15 protein-coding genes are annotated in these 15356 nt (G+C 55.6%); 10 read left to right on the top strand and 5 right to left on the bottom strand.

Annotated features, from left to right (window positions below; translation table 11 throughout):
• Both WFK59_RS18630 and ugpQ read left to right on the top strand, forming a co-directional pair.
• Positions 1-1074, top strand: a complete 1074-nt coding sequence (locus WFK59_RS18630; RefSeq protein ID WP_336756780.1) for a sn-glycerol-3-phosphate import ATP-binding protein UgpC — start codon at positions 1-3, stop codon at positions 1072-1074.
• Entirely contained in the window at positions 1071-1814 is a 744-nt protein-coding gene (gene ugpQ / locus WFK59_RS18625; protein ID WP_336756778.1) for a glycerophosphodiester phosphodiesterase, read from the top strand. Before WFK59_RS18630 ends, ugpQ begins: the two co-directional genes overlap by 4 nt.
• Here ugpQ and WFK59_RS18620 read toward each other — a convergent pair.
• Positions 1811-2092 carry a DUF2756 domain-containing protein gene (locus tag WFK59_RS18620; protein ID WP_233986871.1) on the bottom strand — a complete coding sequence of 94 codons (282 nt, stop codon included), beginning with the start codon at positions 2090-2092 and terminating at the stop codon, positions 1811-1813. The genes ugpQ and WFK59_RS18620 overlap by 4 nt on opposite strands.
• Positions 2093-2298: 206 nt before the next feature.
• Between WFK59_RS18620 and ggt the strand changes: the two genes are divergently transcribed.
• Positions 2299-4050 carry a gamma-glutamyltransferase gene (gene ggt, locus WFK59_RS18615; protein WP_233986873.1) on the top strand — a complete coding sequence of 584 codons (1752 nt, stop codon included), beginning with the start codon at positions 2299-2301 and terminating at the stop codon, positions 4048-4050.
• A 617-nt stretch (positions 4051-4667) separates the two neighbouring features.
• On the opposite strand, the gene WFK59_RS18610 is transcribed toward ggt, so the two are convergent.
• Positions 4668-5162 carry a GNAT family N-acetyltransferase gene (locus WFK59_RS18610; protein WP_336756775.1) on the bottom strand — a complete coding sequence of 165 codons (495 nt, stop codon included), beginning with the start codon at positions 5160-5162 and terminating at the stop codon, positions 4668-4670.
• A 622-nt stretch (positions 5163-5784) separates the two neighbouring features.
• Between WFK59_RS18610 and WFK59_RS18605 the strand changes: the two genes are divergently transcribed.
• Positions 5785-6228, top strand: a complete 444-nt coding sequence (locus tag WFK59_RS18605; RefSeq protein ID WP_336756773.1) for a helix-turn-helix domain-containing protein — start codon at positions 5785-5787, stop codon at positions 6226-6228.
• A 66-nt stretch (positions 6229-6294) separates the two neighbouring features.
• On the opposite strand, the gene WFK59_RS18600 is transcribed toward WFK59_RS18605, so the two are convergent.
• Both WFK59_RS18600 and WFK59_RS18595 read right to left on the bottom strand, forming a co-directional pair.
• On the bottom strand, positions 6295-7662 hold the full coding sequence (locus WFK59_RS18600; RefSeq protein WP_233986876.1) for an L-serine ammonia-lyase: 1368 nt from the start codon (positions 7660-7662) through the stop codon (positions 6295-6297).
• A gap of 61 nt (positions 7663-7723) precedes the next feature.
• Positions 7724-9007: an HAAAP family serine/threonine permease gene (locus WFK59_RS18595; RefSeq protein WP_336756771.1), complete on the bottom strand. Its 1284-nt coding sequence runs from the start codon at positions 9005-9007 to the stop codon at positions 7724-7726.
• A 483-nt stretch (positions 9008-9490) separates the two neighbouring features.
• On the opposite strand from WFK59_RS18595, the gene WFK59_RS18590 reads away from it, so the two are divergent.
• From WFK59_RS18590 to gntU, 4 genes are all read left to right on the top strand, one after another.
• Complete coding sequence (locus WFK59_RS18590) at positions 9491-10186, top strand: pirin family protein (RefSeq protein ID WP_233986878.1); 696 nt, start codon at positions 9491-9493, stop codon at positions 10184-10186.
• A 102-nt stretch (positions 10187-10288) separates the two neighbouring features.
• A complete protein-coding gene (gene gntR, locus WFK59_RS18585; RefSeq protein WP_233986879.1) occupies positions 10289-11284 on the top strand; it encodes a gluconate operon transcriptional repressor GntR in 996 nt (331 codons plus the stop codon).
• A gap of 140 nt (positions 11285-11424) precedes the next feature.
• Positions 11425-11961 (top strand): gluconokinase, encoded by a 537-nt coding sequence (gene gntK / locus WFK59_RS18580; RefSeq protein ID WP_233986880.1) that lies wholly within the window; start codon positions 11425-11427, stop codon positions 11959-11961.
• Between the two features lie 2 nt (positions 11962-11963).
• Positions 11964-13304, top strand: coding sequence for a gluconate transporter (gntU, locus tag WFK59_RS18575; protein WP_069729847.1), 1341 nt, complete (start codon positions 11964-11966; stop codon positions 13302-13304).
• 54 nt (positions 13305-13358) lie between these two features.
• On the opposite strand, the gene WFK59_RS18570 is transcribed toward gntU, so the two are convergent.
• Positions 13359-13910, bottom strand: coding sequence for a YhgN family NAAT transporter (locus WFK59_RS18570; RefSeq protein ID WP_233988115.1), 552 nt, complete (start codon positions 13908-13910; stop codon positions 13359-13361).
• Here WFK59_RS18570 and WFK59_RS18565 point away from each other — a divergent pair.
• Positions 13801-14136: a hypothetical protein gene (locus tag WFK59_RS18565; RefSeq protein ID WP_233988245.1), complete on the top strand. Its 336-nt coding sequence runs from the start codon at positions 13801-13803 to the stop codon at positions 14134-14136. The two genes, WFK59_RS18570 and WFK59_RS18565, sit on opposite strands and share 110 nt — an antisense overlap.
• 34 nt (positions 14137-14170) lie before the next feature.
• Positions 14171-15280 (top strand): aspartate-semialdehyde dehydrogenase, encoded by a 1110-nt coding sequence (asd, locus tag WFK59_RS18560; protein WP_233986881.1) that lies wholly within the window; start codon positions 14171-14173, stop codon positions 15278-15280.
• Positions 15281-15356 lie beyond the last annotated feature (76 nt).

Here is a 15356-nt window from a genome sequence, read left to right as displayed (position 1 = left end):
ATGGCAGGCGTAACCCTTCAGGCAGTGACCAAGTCTTACGATGGTAAAAATCAGATCATTCAGCCGCTGAACGTTACGGTTAATGATGGCGAATTTATGGTGATGGTCGGCCCTTCCGGCTGCGGGAAATCGACCCTGCTGCGGATGGTGGCGGGCCTGGAGCGCGTCAGCTCCGGCGACATCTACATCGACAACAAACGCGTCACCCAGGAAGAGCCAAAAGATCGCGGCATTGCGATGGTGTTCCAGAACTATGCGCTCTATCCCCATATGTCCGTCGAAGAGAACATGGCCTATGGCCTGAAGATCCGCGGCATGGGCAAAGAGCAGATTCGGCTGCGGGTGCTTGACGCGGCGCGCAGCCTTGAGCTGGATCATCTGCTGACCCGCCGGCCGCGTGAGCTCTCCGGCGGCCAGCGTCAGCGCGTTGCTATGGGGCGCGCCATCGTGCGTGAACCGGCGGTGTTTCTGTTCGATGAGCCGCTCTCCAATCTGGATGCACGGCTGCGGGTGCAGATGCGTCTTGAACTGCAACAGTTGCATCGGCGTTTGCAGACCACCAGCCTCTATGTCACGCACGATCAGGTCGAAGCGATGACGCTGGCGCAGCGGGTGATGGTGATGAACAAAGGCGTGGTCGAGCAACTGGGCACGCCGGTTGAGGTTTATGAGCGTCCCGCCAGTCAGTTCGTCGCTTCGTTTATCGGCGCACCGGCGATGAACCTGCTGAAAGGGCAGTTCAACAGTGACGGTACGCGCTTTAATCTGGATGCGTCGCACGCTTTGCCGCTCAGCGACAGCAAAGCGAAGTGGGCCAACCGTCCGGTGGTGCTGGGTATCCGGCCGGAACATATCCAGCTCAGCAGCCGTGAGCAGGGCGGCGTGCCGCTGCGGGTCGATACGCTGGAGATGCTGGGTGCCGATAATCTTGCGCATGGCCGCATCGGTGATACGCCGCTGGTGGTACGCTTAGCCCACAGCGAGCGGCCACAGCCTGGCAGCACGCTGTGGCTGCATCTGCCCGCAGATGCGTTACACTTCTTCGATTCAACCCATGGAAAGCGTCTGGAATGAGCACACAACACTGGCCCTATCCGCACATCGTCGCGCATCGCGGCGGCGGTAAACTGGCACCGGAAAACACCCTGGCGGCAATTGACGTCGGGGCGAAATATGGTCATCAGATGATTGAATTTGATGCCAAACTGTCGGGCGATGCACAGATCTTTCTGCTGCACGACGACACGCTGGATCGCACCAGCAACGGCTGGGGCGTTGCCGGGCAGCTGCCGTGGGAGAAACTGTCACAGCTTGATGCCGGCAGCTGGTTCAGCAAGGCGTTTAATGGCGAAAAGCTGGCGCGGCTGGATCAGGTGGCGGATCGCTGCCGTCAGCATCAGATGATGGCGAATATCGAAATCAAACCGACCACCGGCAGCGAAGCAGAAACCGGGCGCGCCGTGGCGCAGGCGGCAGCCAGCCTGTGGCACGGACAAACCGCACCGTTGCTCTCTTCTTTCTCGTATGAGGCGCTGGAAGCGGCGATGCAGGCGGAACCGCAGCTGCCGCGTGGTTTGCTGTCACACAGCTGGGATAATGAGTGGCGCGAGAAAACGGCGGCGCTGGCGTGCGTTTCGATCCATCTCAATCACAAAGTGCTGACCGAAGCGCGGGTGGCGGAACTAAAGGCGGCTGGCCTGAAGATTCTGGCCTATACCGTAAACAGCCCGGAGCGGGTGCGGGAACTGCTGAAATGGGGCGTTGATGCCATCTGTACCGACTGCATCGACATCATCGGCCCCGATTTTAGTTAGTTCTGATTTTGATTTTGCTGACCCGGCTGCGTGGTGATCACCCGTTGCTGGGCGCTGTTACGCTGCTCCTGCATTTTACGCTGCATATCCTGAGTCTGACGTTGCTGATCCTGACGCAGCTTCAACTGCTGTTGCTGCTGTTGCGTCTGCATCTGGTTCTGCATCCGTTGCTGGCTCGGGTTATAGCCTGGCCGGTTAGGATCGTTGGTACTGTTCAGCGTGTTCGCCAGCGTGGCGAAAGGCAGCAGGGCCGCCAAAGCAATTATCCACTTCTTCATTATTCCTCCTTCCTCAAAGCGACAGGTGCTGGATATTGAATGCCATCGTCTGGCGTTCAGGGTCGCACGCATAAGTTTACGCGATATCACAGACCTTACCTTCAGATGTATTCCTGATTTGACTTAACCCTGATTATTTTGCTGTATTTGTAGCCACTTGCGTAAATGATAAAAAAATGTAAATAACAACACGGGATGGTGGCAGGATGAAAATGCAGCAAACAGTGCGGCAGCTTAGCTGGTCGCTGGTGATGAGTTTTACCGTGGTGGCCGGCGCTAACGCCGCACCAACCCAGGCACCGCCGGTCTCTTACGGCGTCGACAGCGACACTTTCCATCCGGTGAAAGCACAGCACGGCATGGTGGCGTCAGTCGATGCGATGGCAACCCAGGTCGGGGTTGAGATTCTGCGTCAGGGCGGCAACGCCGTCGATGCGGCGGTGGCGGTGGGCTTTGCGCTGGCCGTCACCCATCCGCAGGCTGGTAACCTCGGCGGCGGCGGGTTTATGCTGCTGCGCACCGCCTCTGGCCGCGCCACCGCTATCGATTTCCGTGAAATGGCACCGGGCCACGCCTCGCGCGATATGTTCCTGGATAAGCAGGGCAACGCCGACAGCAAGCTGTCGCTGACCTCACATCTCGCCTCCGGTACACCGGGCACCGTGGCCGGGCTGGCGCTGGCTGCGCAAAAATATGGCACGCTGCCGCTGAGCACGCTGCTGGCACCAGCGATTAAACTGGCGCGTGACGGTATTCCGGTCAACGACGCGCTGGCGGATGACCTGAAAACCTACGGCAAAGAGGTGCTGATTAACCATCCCAACAGCAAAGCGATCTTCTATAAAGCGGACGGCACGCCGTGGCAGAAGGGCGATCGGCTGGTGCAGAAGAACCTCGCCCACAGTCTGCAACTGATTGCCCGTCAGGGACCGGATGCTTTTTATAAAGGTGAAATCGCGGATGAGATCGCCGGGGAGATGGCGCAGCACGGCGGCCTGATCAACAAAGCTGACCTGGCGGCCTATCGCGCGGTTGAGCGTAAGCCAATCAGCGGCACCTATCGTGGCTATGAAGTCTTCTCGATGCCGCCGCCGTCATCCGGTGGCATCCACATCGTGCAGATCCTCAATATCCTGGAAAACTTCGATCTGGCGAAGATGGGCTTTGGCAGCGCGGATGCGATGCAGGTTATGGCCGAAGCGGAGAAATATGCCTACGCGGACCGCTCTGAATATCTCGGCGACCCCGATTTTGTAAAGGTGCCGTGGCAGGCATTAACCAGCAAAGCCTACGCCAAAACCCTGGCGCAGCAGATTGACGTCGCCAAAGCGCGTCCGTCCAGTGAGATCAAACCCGGCAAGCTCGAACCTTATGAAAGTAACCAGACCACCCATTTCTCGGTGGTGGATAAACAGGGCAATGCGGTCGCGGTGACCTACACGCTTAACACCTATTTCGGCAGCGGGATTGTGGCGGGTAACAGCGGCATCCTGATGAATAACGAGATGGATGATTTCTCAGCCAAGCCGGGTACGCCAAACGTCTACGGGCTGGTTGGCGGTGAAGCCAATGCGGTGCAACCGGCGAAACGTCCGCTCTCTTCGATGTCTCCGACCATTGTGGCGAAAGGCGGCAAAACCTGGCTGGTCACCGGCAGTCCGGGCGGCAGCCGTATCATCACCACGGTATTGCAGATGGTGGTTAACAGCATCGATTTCGGGATGAACGTCGCCGAAGCGACCAATGCACCGCGTTTCCATCATCAGTGGCTGCCCGATCAGCTGCGAGTTGAGAAAGGCTTCAGCCCGGATACGCTGCGTCTGCTGGAAAGCAAAGGCCAGCATGTGAAAGTGCTGCCAGCGATGGGCAGTACCCAGAGCATTATGATTGGTCCCGATGGGATGTTGTATGGCGCCTCCGACCCGCGCAGCATCGACGATCTCAGTGCCGGTTATTAAGGCACAAGGGCACCTGAGGGTGTGTAATGCTCGTCAGCGAAGGTTAGATTTGCAAAGGCTGTCACGGTCAGACGTGGCAGCTTTTTTCCTGGCAGGCGTGCCGGAGTGCGGGCCTGAGCACCTCTGCTGCTGCCGGGTCGTCCTCGCGCCGCTTCGCGGTACCTTCGGCTTTGACGTCGTGCCGACGAACCGTTCGGGGATCGGCCCTCCCTGGCCGCCCCGAACTCTCCACGCTTCCCGGCGTGGCGTTCTGGTCCAACGTCACGCCTCAGCGCTGCGGATAGCCCTTTCAGCAGCAGAGGCGCCCAGGCCTCCACTATCGTGCCCTTTTTAACAACACGCACTGAAGCTTCAGAGCAGGCTGGAGTCGAACAGGGGCAGGCAATCCGCAGCGCTGAGCAGAATGGGTCTGCCAGGAGAGCCCGCAGGACGCGGGCGAAAGGCGGGGCGGCACAGGATGTGCCATCCCCGACGGTGCGTCAGGCCGAGGAATGAAGTGAAGGCACCGCGCAGCGGCGCGAGGACCGCCAGCCCCTGTTCGGCACCAGACTGCGTTATCACCTGTCGCTTAACTGACGAGCATCACACCTCAGGGTGCCCTTTTTTATTCTGAGGCGTCAGGATTTCAGCCGCGCCATGAAATGAACATCGATCAGCTCGCCATAGCGCATCGCATATCGTCTGGCCGTTCCCTCGATCTCAAAACCGAAGCGACGATAAAGGGCGATAGCCGGGGCATTATCAACAAACACCGTCAGTTCCATCCGCGAGACCTGCAGCCAGTTGTCACACAGGCTGACCATCTCCTGCATCAGCGCACGGCCGACACCGCGCTGGCGATAATTTTCATCGACTCCCATGCCCAGCGTGGCGGAGTGACGCCGCCGGGCGCGCTCGGGCACTTCCAGGGCGCATTGCCCGACCACTTCATCATCCATACAGGCGACCAGCAGATGCACTCCTGGCCGGGGCGTGCTGAGCCGGGTTTGCCACATCTGCAACGACGAGTGAGGGAGTTGTAGCGTGTTCGCCTGCGTATCGGGCTGGCTATAAATGCGCTGCAGAGCGACCGCATCTTCCGGCGTAACGTGGCGAACGGTGATCTCACTCATGGTGCCTCCCGATGGATTAGATGGATAAATCCCTTTTAACATCAAGGGAAAGCACGGATAAATCAACAAAATTTCGGCAAAATCGCTTTACAGATACGAATGATAATGATTATTATTTCGATGCGTTCCCGGGGTGTCGCCCGACAGCCTGAGAAAGCACGACATTGCTCACATTGCTTCCAGTATTATTTAGCCAGCACAGATGCTGGCTTTTTTTTTGCTCTCACCGCCGCACCTGCACAAGGTCTCTGTCAGGCCAGTGGCAGCTGACCCCTAACCCGTCCTCAAATGGGCTGGCGGGCGCGATCACGAATAAACCCTCAAACCGCAACGTGATATTCAGTGACTGACAGGATTAACAGATCGGGTTGACGGACGGTCATGGTGTTAAACGGCCTTCAGCCAGCGGAAAAAAGAGATCGGATTTGGTTAAATTTAACCGGATAAAATAAGCGCGATGGGCAAATTATCTGATGCTGACCTTATCTGCGCTATTTATTTTCAGATAATCATTAACATAACATGTATTGATGCTGAAGGGATTATCCTGAAATTATTTCCTTTATTTGCACTCAGGTTTGTTAAATAATTTATCCGATGAATCACGCAATAAGGTATTGATATGAGTTTTAATACCATGTCCGACAGTGAAATTATTTCTGAATTATGTTGCAGAATTAAAGAAACACGTATGCAGCTTGGGCTCTCTCAGATTGAGCTTGCTGAACGCGCCCGCGTGGGTACGGCAACCATTAAGCGGGCAGAATTAGGGGAGTCTGTCACCCTGAGCACCCTTATCGGTATTTTGCGTGGTCTGGAACGTCTGCATCAGCTGGAGTCCGTTCTTTCGGATTCACACCGGCGCACCTTTAATGCACAGTTAACCGCCTCATCACCTGCCCGCATCCGTATCAGAAAAAAGCAGACCGGCCCGGCTCAGACAGCCGCTACCGGCCAGCCTGTCCAGCAGACGCCGCCCAACGCCACCATTAATGAATGGTACAGCTCTTCAGAAGTGCGAAGCATGGTCTGGTCAGATCTGACAACGGAGAGCGAAACGAAATAACGCCGTTAAAACCGGCAGGGTGAAAGGAGTAAACCGCCAGCCTGACAGGCTGGCGGTGTTTAACCGTCAGGATTCACAAATCGCCACTTTGATCGCCAGACCGCCGCGCGCCGTTTCACGGTATTTGGCATTCATGTCTTTGCCGGTTTCAAACATGGTTTCAATGATCTTATCCAGCGACACTTTCGGATCGCTGGTGCGATACATCGCCATACTGGTTGAGTTAATGGCTTTCACCGCCGCAATCGCATTTCGCTCAATACAGGGCACCTGAACCTGACCCGCCACAGGATCGCAGGTCAGACCCAGATTATGCTCCATCCCTATTTCAGCCGCGACGCAGACTTTTTCCGCCTCTGCGCCCAGCAATTCAGCCAGGCCAGCCGCTGCCATTGAACAGGCCACGCCGACTTCTCCCTGGCAGCCCACTTCAGCGCCGGAAATGGAGGCATTCATCTTATAAAGAATGCCAATTGCGCCTGCCGTCAGGAAATAACGCATATAAAGCTCAGGCGTGACCGGTTTGATGAAACGATCATAATAGGCCAGCACCGCCGGAATAATTCCGCACGCGCCGTTGGTTGGCGCGGTAACCACACGTCCTCCTGCGGCATTTTCCTCGCTCACCGCCATAGCAAACATGTTCACCCAGTCCATAGCACTTAACGGATTCACCGACTGACTCTGCGGCGCCAGAATGCGATGCAGAGACGATGCCCGACGCGGCACTTTTAACGGGCCGGGTAAAATGCCTTCCGTACTGAGGCCGCGGGTAATCGCATTGCGCATGGTTTGCCATATCTGCGCCATGTTTTCTTCCACCTCTTTGCGGCCATAGCGGGCAATCTCGTTCTTCATCATCACCGCTGAAATCGACAGGTTATTATCATGGCAATGCGCCAGCAGGTTGCGGGCGGAGTAGAACGGAAAGGGGAGATCGATTTCGTTATCCAGGTTTTTACCGAAATCATCTTCGGTCACGATAAAACCGCCGCCGATGGAATAGTAGGTCTGGGAATGAACGGTTTTGCCGTCACAAAAGGCGGTAATGCTCATACCATTTTCATGTAATGGCAGAAACTCGCTGTGAAAACGCATGCACTCTGCCACCGGGAAGGCAATTTCCCGCTGACCTTCTTTGATACGCAACTGTTGCAGGCTATTCACGTCACGAATGATGGCTGGAATCTTATCAATATCCACGGTGTCAGGCAGATAGCCACTCAGGCCGAGAATAATCGCAATGTCGGTGTGGTGGCCTTTACCGGTCAGAGAAAGCGAGCCATAAATATCCACCACCAGACGAGTCACCTTATCCAGCAGGCCTTTTTCACTCAGCGTATCCACAAAATGTTTGCCTGCCTTCATCGGCCCGACCGTGTGTGAACTGGATGGCCCGATGCTGATTTTAAAAATATCGAAAACGCTAATCATGATTCACCCATGCGGATTGCAATAGGAAAGTGGCGCTCGCCGGGAGGGCGAGCGACGGTCATCAGCTGTGTAATGAATAAGCGATGGCGGAAATAGCAATCAGGCCAATGACGATGACAAAAATATTACTCAGATGACCGCTGTACTTGCGCATCGCCGGGACTTTATTGATGGCGTACATCGGCATCAGGAACAGAATCATGGCGATAACCGGCCCGCCCAGTTTTTCAATCATGCCTAAAATGCTGGGATTCAGGGTGGCGACAATCCAGGTGGTGGCCAGCATAAAGCAGGCGGTGATCCGGTTCAGCTTATTAAGCTCAATGGTTTTGCCTTTGCTGCGCAGCGACTTAATCACCATGCCGTTGAAACCTTCACGCGCGCCCAGATAGTGACCAAGAAAGGATTTGGTAATGGCGATGATGGCGATAATCGGCGCCATCCAGGCAATTAACGGAGAGTTAAAATGGTTAGCCAGATAAGAGAGAATAGAAATATTCTGCGCTTTCGCCTCGGCCAGGTTTTCCGGTAAGAGACTCAGTACGCAGCTGAAGACGAAAAACATCACGGTGAGAACCATCATGATATGGGCGCAGGCTAAAATACGTGAGCATTTTGATGCCGCCTGATCACCGTACTCCTGACGCTTGGCCACCGCAAAGGAGGAGATAATCGGGGAGTGATTGAAAGAGAAAACCATGACCGGAATGGCCAGCCACAGCGTGAACCACAGCCCACCTCCGGTGGTCTCTGAACCACTAAATGAGAGCGTATTCAGAATAGCGCCGTTCCATTGGGGGATCAGATAAAGCGCCAGCAGCATCAGCGCGGCAACAAACGGGAACACCAGCACGCTCATCGCTTTCACAATCGCTTTTTCGCCGAAGCGTACAATAGCCATCATGCCGACAATCAGAATCAATGCCAGTAACGCACGCGGCGGCGATACCAGATGAAGCTGGTGGGTGAGAAAACTTTCGACGGTATTGGTAATCGCCACGCTATAAACCAGCAGAATGGGATAAATAGCAAAAAAGTAGAGCAGGGTAATCAGCTTGCCTGCACCGGTACCAAAATGTTCCTCCACTACTTCAGTAATATTTTCACCCGGATTCCTGCCGGAAAGTACAAAGCGGGTAAGCCCACGATGGGCAAAAAAGGTCATCGGGAAGGCTAACAGCGCCATCACGATTAACGGCAGCAAACCGCCCGTGCCGGCATTGATCGGCAAAAACAGCACGCCGGCACCAATTGCCGTGCCGTAGAGTCCCAGCATCCAGACGGTATCGCTTTTTCTCCAGCGTAGGGTGTCACCTGATATCAGCGTATTTTGAACGGCATCCATAATAGGGTTCCTAATAATAAGAAGAGATAAAATGAATCGGACGATATTTAAAAACAGGCTTTTTATTTGCTGGCTATTTTAGTAGGGTTTGTCATGGCGGGTTATTTACGGCGATCACATTATTCGGTTTGTAATTTATTTTTTAAGGTATCAAAAGTCATCCCTTATTAATGATGATTTTTAAGGTATCACTTTTAATCCCGCTTTTATCTTTGGCGGCTTTAAATTCCGTGGAAATATCACCAGTGTGATATTCGGAAAATAAATTAACAGAGTTTCTGCGTGGCTGTTATCTACCGGCTTTATCAATTTACCTTTATGTCTGTTTTTTCCCTTCATCCCGCCTTCTAACCGGTTCGTTCTGTCCCGTTCAGTAATCCGCCCGCTTTTGTTCAATGATTTTGAACAGAGGCGTGAACTTTTTCAGCTATCAATCATGCCGCCGCAGGGAGAGACTATAAAAAACATTGAGGAGATTTGAACATGATTTATGTACGCAAAGCAGAAGAACGCGGTCACGCTAACCACGGCTGGCTGGACAGCTGGCACACCTTTTCTTTCGCCAGCTATCACGACGCTAACTTTATGGGTTTCTCCGCGCTGCGGGTGATCAATGAAGATGTGGTGGAAGGCGGCCAGGGTTTCGGTACCCATCCGCATAAAGATATGGAGATTCTGACCTACGTGCTCTCCGGAACGGTTGAGCATCAGGACAGCATGGGCAACAAAGAGCAGATCCCGGCCGGGGAGTTTCAGATCATGAGCGCCGGCACCGGTGTACGTCACTCCGAGTACAACGCCAGCGCCACCGAGCCGCTGCATCTGTATCAGATCTGGATCATTCCTGAGCGTACCGGCATTGAGCCACGCTACGATCAGCGCCGTTTCCCGGATGTGCAGGGACGTCAGCTGGTGCTGAGTCCGGATGCGCGTGAAGGCTCGCTGAAGGTCTATCAGGATATGACCTTATCGCGCTGGGTGCTGGCGGCGGGTGAGCAGGATAACGTGGCGATCGATGCCGGTCGTCGCATCTGGATTCAGGTGGTGAAAGGGGAGGTTACCGTCAACGGTCAGGCGGTGACTACCAGCGATGCGCTGGCAATCTGGGATGAAAGCGCACTCACCATCGAGGCCAGCAGCGCCGCCGAAGTCCTGCTGTTTGATCTGCCACCGGTCTGATTCGGTTACGGGCGCGCCTCGTCGCGCCCGGTTGGCAATCTGTTGTCAGAAAAGTGATAGACTCATCGTACTGAAGCTATAAGGGCGATCCCAGGCGCTACGATGAAGAAGAAAAGACCGGTATTACAGGACGTTGCCGATCGCGTCGGCATTACAAAAATGACCGTCAGCCGTTACCTGCGTAACCCTGAGCAGGTCTCCATTGCCCTGCGCGATAAGATTGCGGTTGCGCTGGATGAGCTGGGTTATATCCCCAACCGCGCGCCCGATATGCTCTCAAACGCGACCAGCCGCGCCATTGGCGTGCTGCTGCCGTCGCTCACCAACCAGGTCTTCGCCGACGTGTTGCGCGGCATTGAAGCCGTCACCGATGAGGCGGGCTATCAGACGCTGGTGGCTCACTTTGGCTACAACCCACAAAAAGAAGAGTTACAGCTGCGCTCGCTGCTCGGCTGGAACATTGATGGGGTGATCCTGACCGAACGCACTCACACGCCCGGCACGCTGCGGATGCTGGAAGTAGCCGGCATTCCAGTGATTGAGGTGATGGACAGCGTGACGCCCTGCCTGGATATGGCGGTAGGCTTCGACAACGTGGAAGCGGCGCGACAGATGACCCAGGCGATCCTCAGCAAAGGTCATCGTCACACCGTTTACCTCGGGGCACGTCTCGATGAACGTACGCTGCAAAAGCAGCGCGGCTATGAAGCGGCGATGCGCGAAGCGGGGCTGACTCCGCGCAGCGTCATGATGGAAGATGCTTCATCCTTCAGCGCCGGCTGTGATCTGCTGCGTGAGGCACAGCGGCTCTATCCTGAAACCGACAGCCTGTTTTGCACCAACGATGACCTGGCCGTCGGCGCGATGTTTGAATGCCAGCGACAGGGTTTGCAGGTGCCGAGCCAGATGGCGATTGCCGGTTTCCACGGGCATGACATCAGTCAGGTGGTGACGCCGCAGCTGGCAACGGTCCTGACGCCGCGCGACCGGATGGGGCGTGAAGCGGCAGCACTGCTGCTGGCGCGTATCGGCGGAGAGAGCAGCGCAAATCAGTCGCTGGATGTCGGTTTCGAAATCAGTGAAGGTGGCAGCATCTGATTCTGGCGATTTTATGAGTCAGCTCACACTTTCGTGCTTTTCCCGGTAAAAAGGTTGCCAGGCTGTTAAGTGGTCAAGACAATGAGAAACGACATTGTTATCGGTAACATTGGCAAATCCACACCTGCCGGAGCAGAAAAATGACAACGCAATCCCCGTCGCATCACGTTTTTATCCTGATGGGCGTTTCAGGCAGCGGTAAGTCTGCCGTCGCCAACCAGGTTTCGCATCAACTGAATACCGCCTTTCTCGACGGTGATTTTCTCCATCCGCGCGCCAACATCCTGAAAATGGCTGATGGTCATCCGCTGGATGATAACGACCGCCAGCCGTGGTTACAGGCGCTGAACGATGCTGCGTTTGCGATGCAGCGTACCCAGGCGATTTCAGTGATTGTCTGCTCGGCGCTGAAAAAAAGTTATCGCGATATTCTGCGCCAGGGTAATGACAACCTGCGTTTCGTCTATCTGAAAGGCGACTTCGATACCATCGAAGCCCGTCTTAAAGCGCGCAAAGGTCACTTCTTCAAGCCGCAAATGCTGGTCACCCAGTTTGCGACGCTGGAAGAACCGGGCAGTGATGAGCCGGATGTACTGGTGGTGGATATCGATCATTCACTCGACGAGGTTGTGGCGGCTACGGTTGCGACTATCAGGGACGCAATCAGCCAGGGTTAGAGATGAATACCGCAACACTTGTACTGACCGCAGCAGGCTCCGTCCTGCTGCTGCTTTTTCTGGTGATGAAAGCGCGTATGCACGCCTTTGTCGCCCTGATGTTAGTGTCGATTGGCGCCGGGCTGTTCTCCGGTATGCCGCTGAATCAGATCGCCGAAACCATGCAGAAGGGGATGGGCGGCACGCTCGGCTTCCTCGCCATTGTGGTGGCGCTGGGCGCGATGTTCGGCAAAATCCTGCATGAAACCGGGGCGGTCGATCAGATTGCTATCCGGATGCTGAAAACTTTTGGTCAGAGTCGCGCCCATTACGCAATGGGCATTGCTGGCCTGATCTGCGCGCTGCCGCTGTTTTTTGAAGTGGCGGTGGTGCTGTTAATCAGCATCGCTTTTGCCGTGGCGCGGCGTACCGGCGGCAATCTGGTTAAGCTGGTGATCCCGCTGTTTGCCGGGGTCGCCGCAGCCGCCGCTTTCCTGCTGCCGGGTCCGGCACCGATGCTGCTGGCCTCGCAGATGCACGCTGACTTTGGCTGGATGATCCTGCTGGGTCTGTGCGCCGCGATCCCCGGCATGCTGATTGCGGGTCCGCTGTTCGGCAACTTCATCGGGAATCATGTCTCGTTCAGCGCACCGCCGGAAGATCATCAGCCGGATGTGGATGAGAGCAAGCTGCCTTCGTTTGGCTTCAGCCTGTCACTGATTCTGTTCCCGCTGGTGCTGGTTGGCCTGAAAACCATCGGCGCGCGCTTCACCACCGAAGGCACCCCGTTGTATGAGTGGCTGGAGTTTATCGGTCATCCGTTTACCGCGATCCTGCTGGCGTTGCTGGTGGCGATTTATGGTCTGGCCTACCGTCAGGGCATGGACAAAGAGCGGGTGATGCAGGTGTGCGGCAGTGCGCTGCAGCCGGCGGGGATTATCCTGCTGGTGATCGGCGCGGGCGGCGTATTCAAACAGGTGCTGGTCGATTCTGGCGTCGGGCCGGTGCTGGGGAATGCGCTGACCGGTGCGGGACTGCCGATTGCGCTGGCCTGCTTTATTCTGTCGGGCGCAGTGCGGGTGATTCAGGGCTCGGCAACGGTCGCCTGTCTCACCACGGTCGGATTGATCATGCCGGTGATTGAACCGCTGCACTACAGCGGCGCTCAGCTGGCGGCGCTGTCGATCTGTATCGGCGGCGGATCGATTATCATCAGCCACGTCAACGATGCCGGTTTCTGGCTGTTTGGTCGCTTCACCGGGGCCAGCGAAGCGGAAACCCTGAAAACCTGGACCCTGATGGAAACCATTCTCGGCACCGTCGGTGCAGTGGTGGGGATGATCGCCTTTACGCTGTTATCGTAACGGCGCTTTACTCTTTTCGTTCTTCCCTGGGGTGACAGGGAAGAACGGATCGGGCTACAGCTTGAGGTAGGCCCGAATCCCATCGAGGAACATCTGGGTTGCCAGCATAATCAGAATCAATCCCATCAGCCGCTCCAGCGCATTGACTCCTTTATCGCCCAGCAGCCGCAGGAACAGGCCTGACAGCAGCAAAATACCTACCGTCACGCCCCAGGCGATCAACAGCGCGCCAACCAGGTGCGTCATCTGTTGCGGATACTGATGTGACAACAGCATCAGGGTCGCCAGCAGCGAGGGTCCGGCAACCAGCGGGATCGCCAGCGGCACCAGAAACGGCTCTTCACCCGCCGGTAAACCGGTACTGCTGCTCTCTTCCGACGGGAAAATCATTTTGATGGCAATCAGGAACAGAATCACCCCGCCAGAAATCGATACCGTCTCGGTACGCAGGTTGAGAAACGCCAGGATGCGCTCGCCGGTAAACAGAAACAGCAGCATGATGATTAACGCGATCAACATTTCGCGAATCAGCACCACTCGCCGCCGTTTCGGTTCCAGATGCTTTAAAACCGACATAAAAATCGGCAAATTGCCCAATGGGTCCATAATTAACAACAATAATATGGTCGCTGAAATCATTTCAGTCATTCGTTTTACGCCGTCTTGTGTGCCGGAAATGGCTGTTATTAGTTACGCTGCTGAAAAAGTTAGCGTAATCGAATTAATTCACTTGCCAGAAAGCCTGCATTTTGTAGAGTTGGTGGTCACAGGTAAATCTTATTATTACGCAGAGCGACGTGCAAAGAACACGTCGTTCTCTCCTCTGACATAAAAGCAGGTGTAAAACCGCCTGAGACGGACACGACATGAAGAATGTAGGTTTTGTTGGTTGGCGCGGTATGGTCGGCTCAGTGCTGATGTCCCGCATGAGCGAAGAGCGCGATTTTGATCTCATCAATCCGGTCTTCTTCTCGACGTCGCAGCACGGTCAGGCGGCTCCCGCCTTTGCCGGTAAGCAGCAGGGCGTACTGCAGGATGCGTTTGATATTGAGGCACTGCGTGCGCTGGATATCATCATTACCTGTCAGGGCGGCGACTACACCAGTGATGTCTATCCGAAGCTGCGCAGCAGCGGCTGGCAGGGTTACTGGATCGATGCGGCCTCTACGCTGCGGATGAAAGACGATGCGATCATCATCCTCGATCCGGTTAACCATCAGGTGATTCGTGAGGGTATCGATCGCGGCATTAAAACTTTTGTCGGCGGAAACTGCACCGTCAGCCTGATGCTGATGTCGCTTGGCGGACTGTTTGCCCAGGATCTGGTGGAGTGGGCTTCGGTTGCCACCTATCAGGCGGCCTCAGGCGGCGGTGCGCGTCATATGCGTGAACTGCTGACCCAGATGGGCATGCTGCACGATCACGTTGCCCCTGCGCTGCAGAACCCGGCTTCGGCAATTCTCGACATCGAGCGTAGCGTGACCGACTTCACCCGTTCCGGCACCCTGCCGACCGATAACTTCGGCGTGCCGCTGGCGGGCAGCCTGATTCCTTGGATCGACAAGCAGCTGGAAAACGGTCAGAGCCGTGAAGAGTGGAAAGGTCAGGCGGAAACCAACAAGATTCTGGCGACCCGTCATGTGATTCCGGTCGATGGGCTGTGCGTGCGCGTCGGTGCGCTGCGCTGCCACAGTCAGGCGTTTACCCTGAAGCTGAAGCGTGACCTGCCGCTGGCTGAAATCGAGCAACTGCTGGCATCCCACAATGAGTGGGTCAAAGTGGTGCCAAACGATCGCGAACTGACGATGCGCGAACTGACGCCTGCCGCGGTGACCGGCACGCTGACTACGCCGGTTGGCCGATTGCGTAAACTGAATATGGGACCGGAGTATCTCTCCGCCTTCACCGTCGGTGACCAGCTATTATGGGGCGCGGCTGAACCGCTGCGTCGTATGTTGCGGTTGTTAACCAACTAAACAGCAAACATCGCCAAAGGCCGGATTTATGATCAATGCCGATCAGGTGAGACAAAGATGATCGGCTAACCGCCTG

Source organism: Pantoea sp. USHLN298, assembly GCF_037149395.1.
GTDB classification, from domain to species: Bacteria; Pseudomonadota; Gammaproteobacteria; order Enterobacterales; family Enterobacteriaceae; genus Pantoea; species Pantoea astica.
The sequence above is the reverse complement of the archived record's forward strand: the minus strand, read 5'-3'. Positions and strand labels throughout refer to the sequence as shown.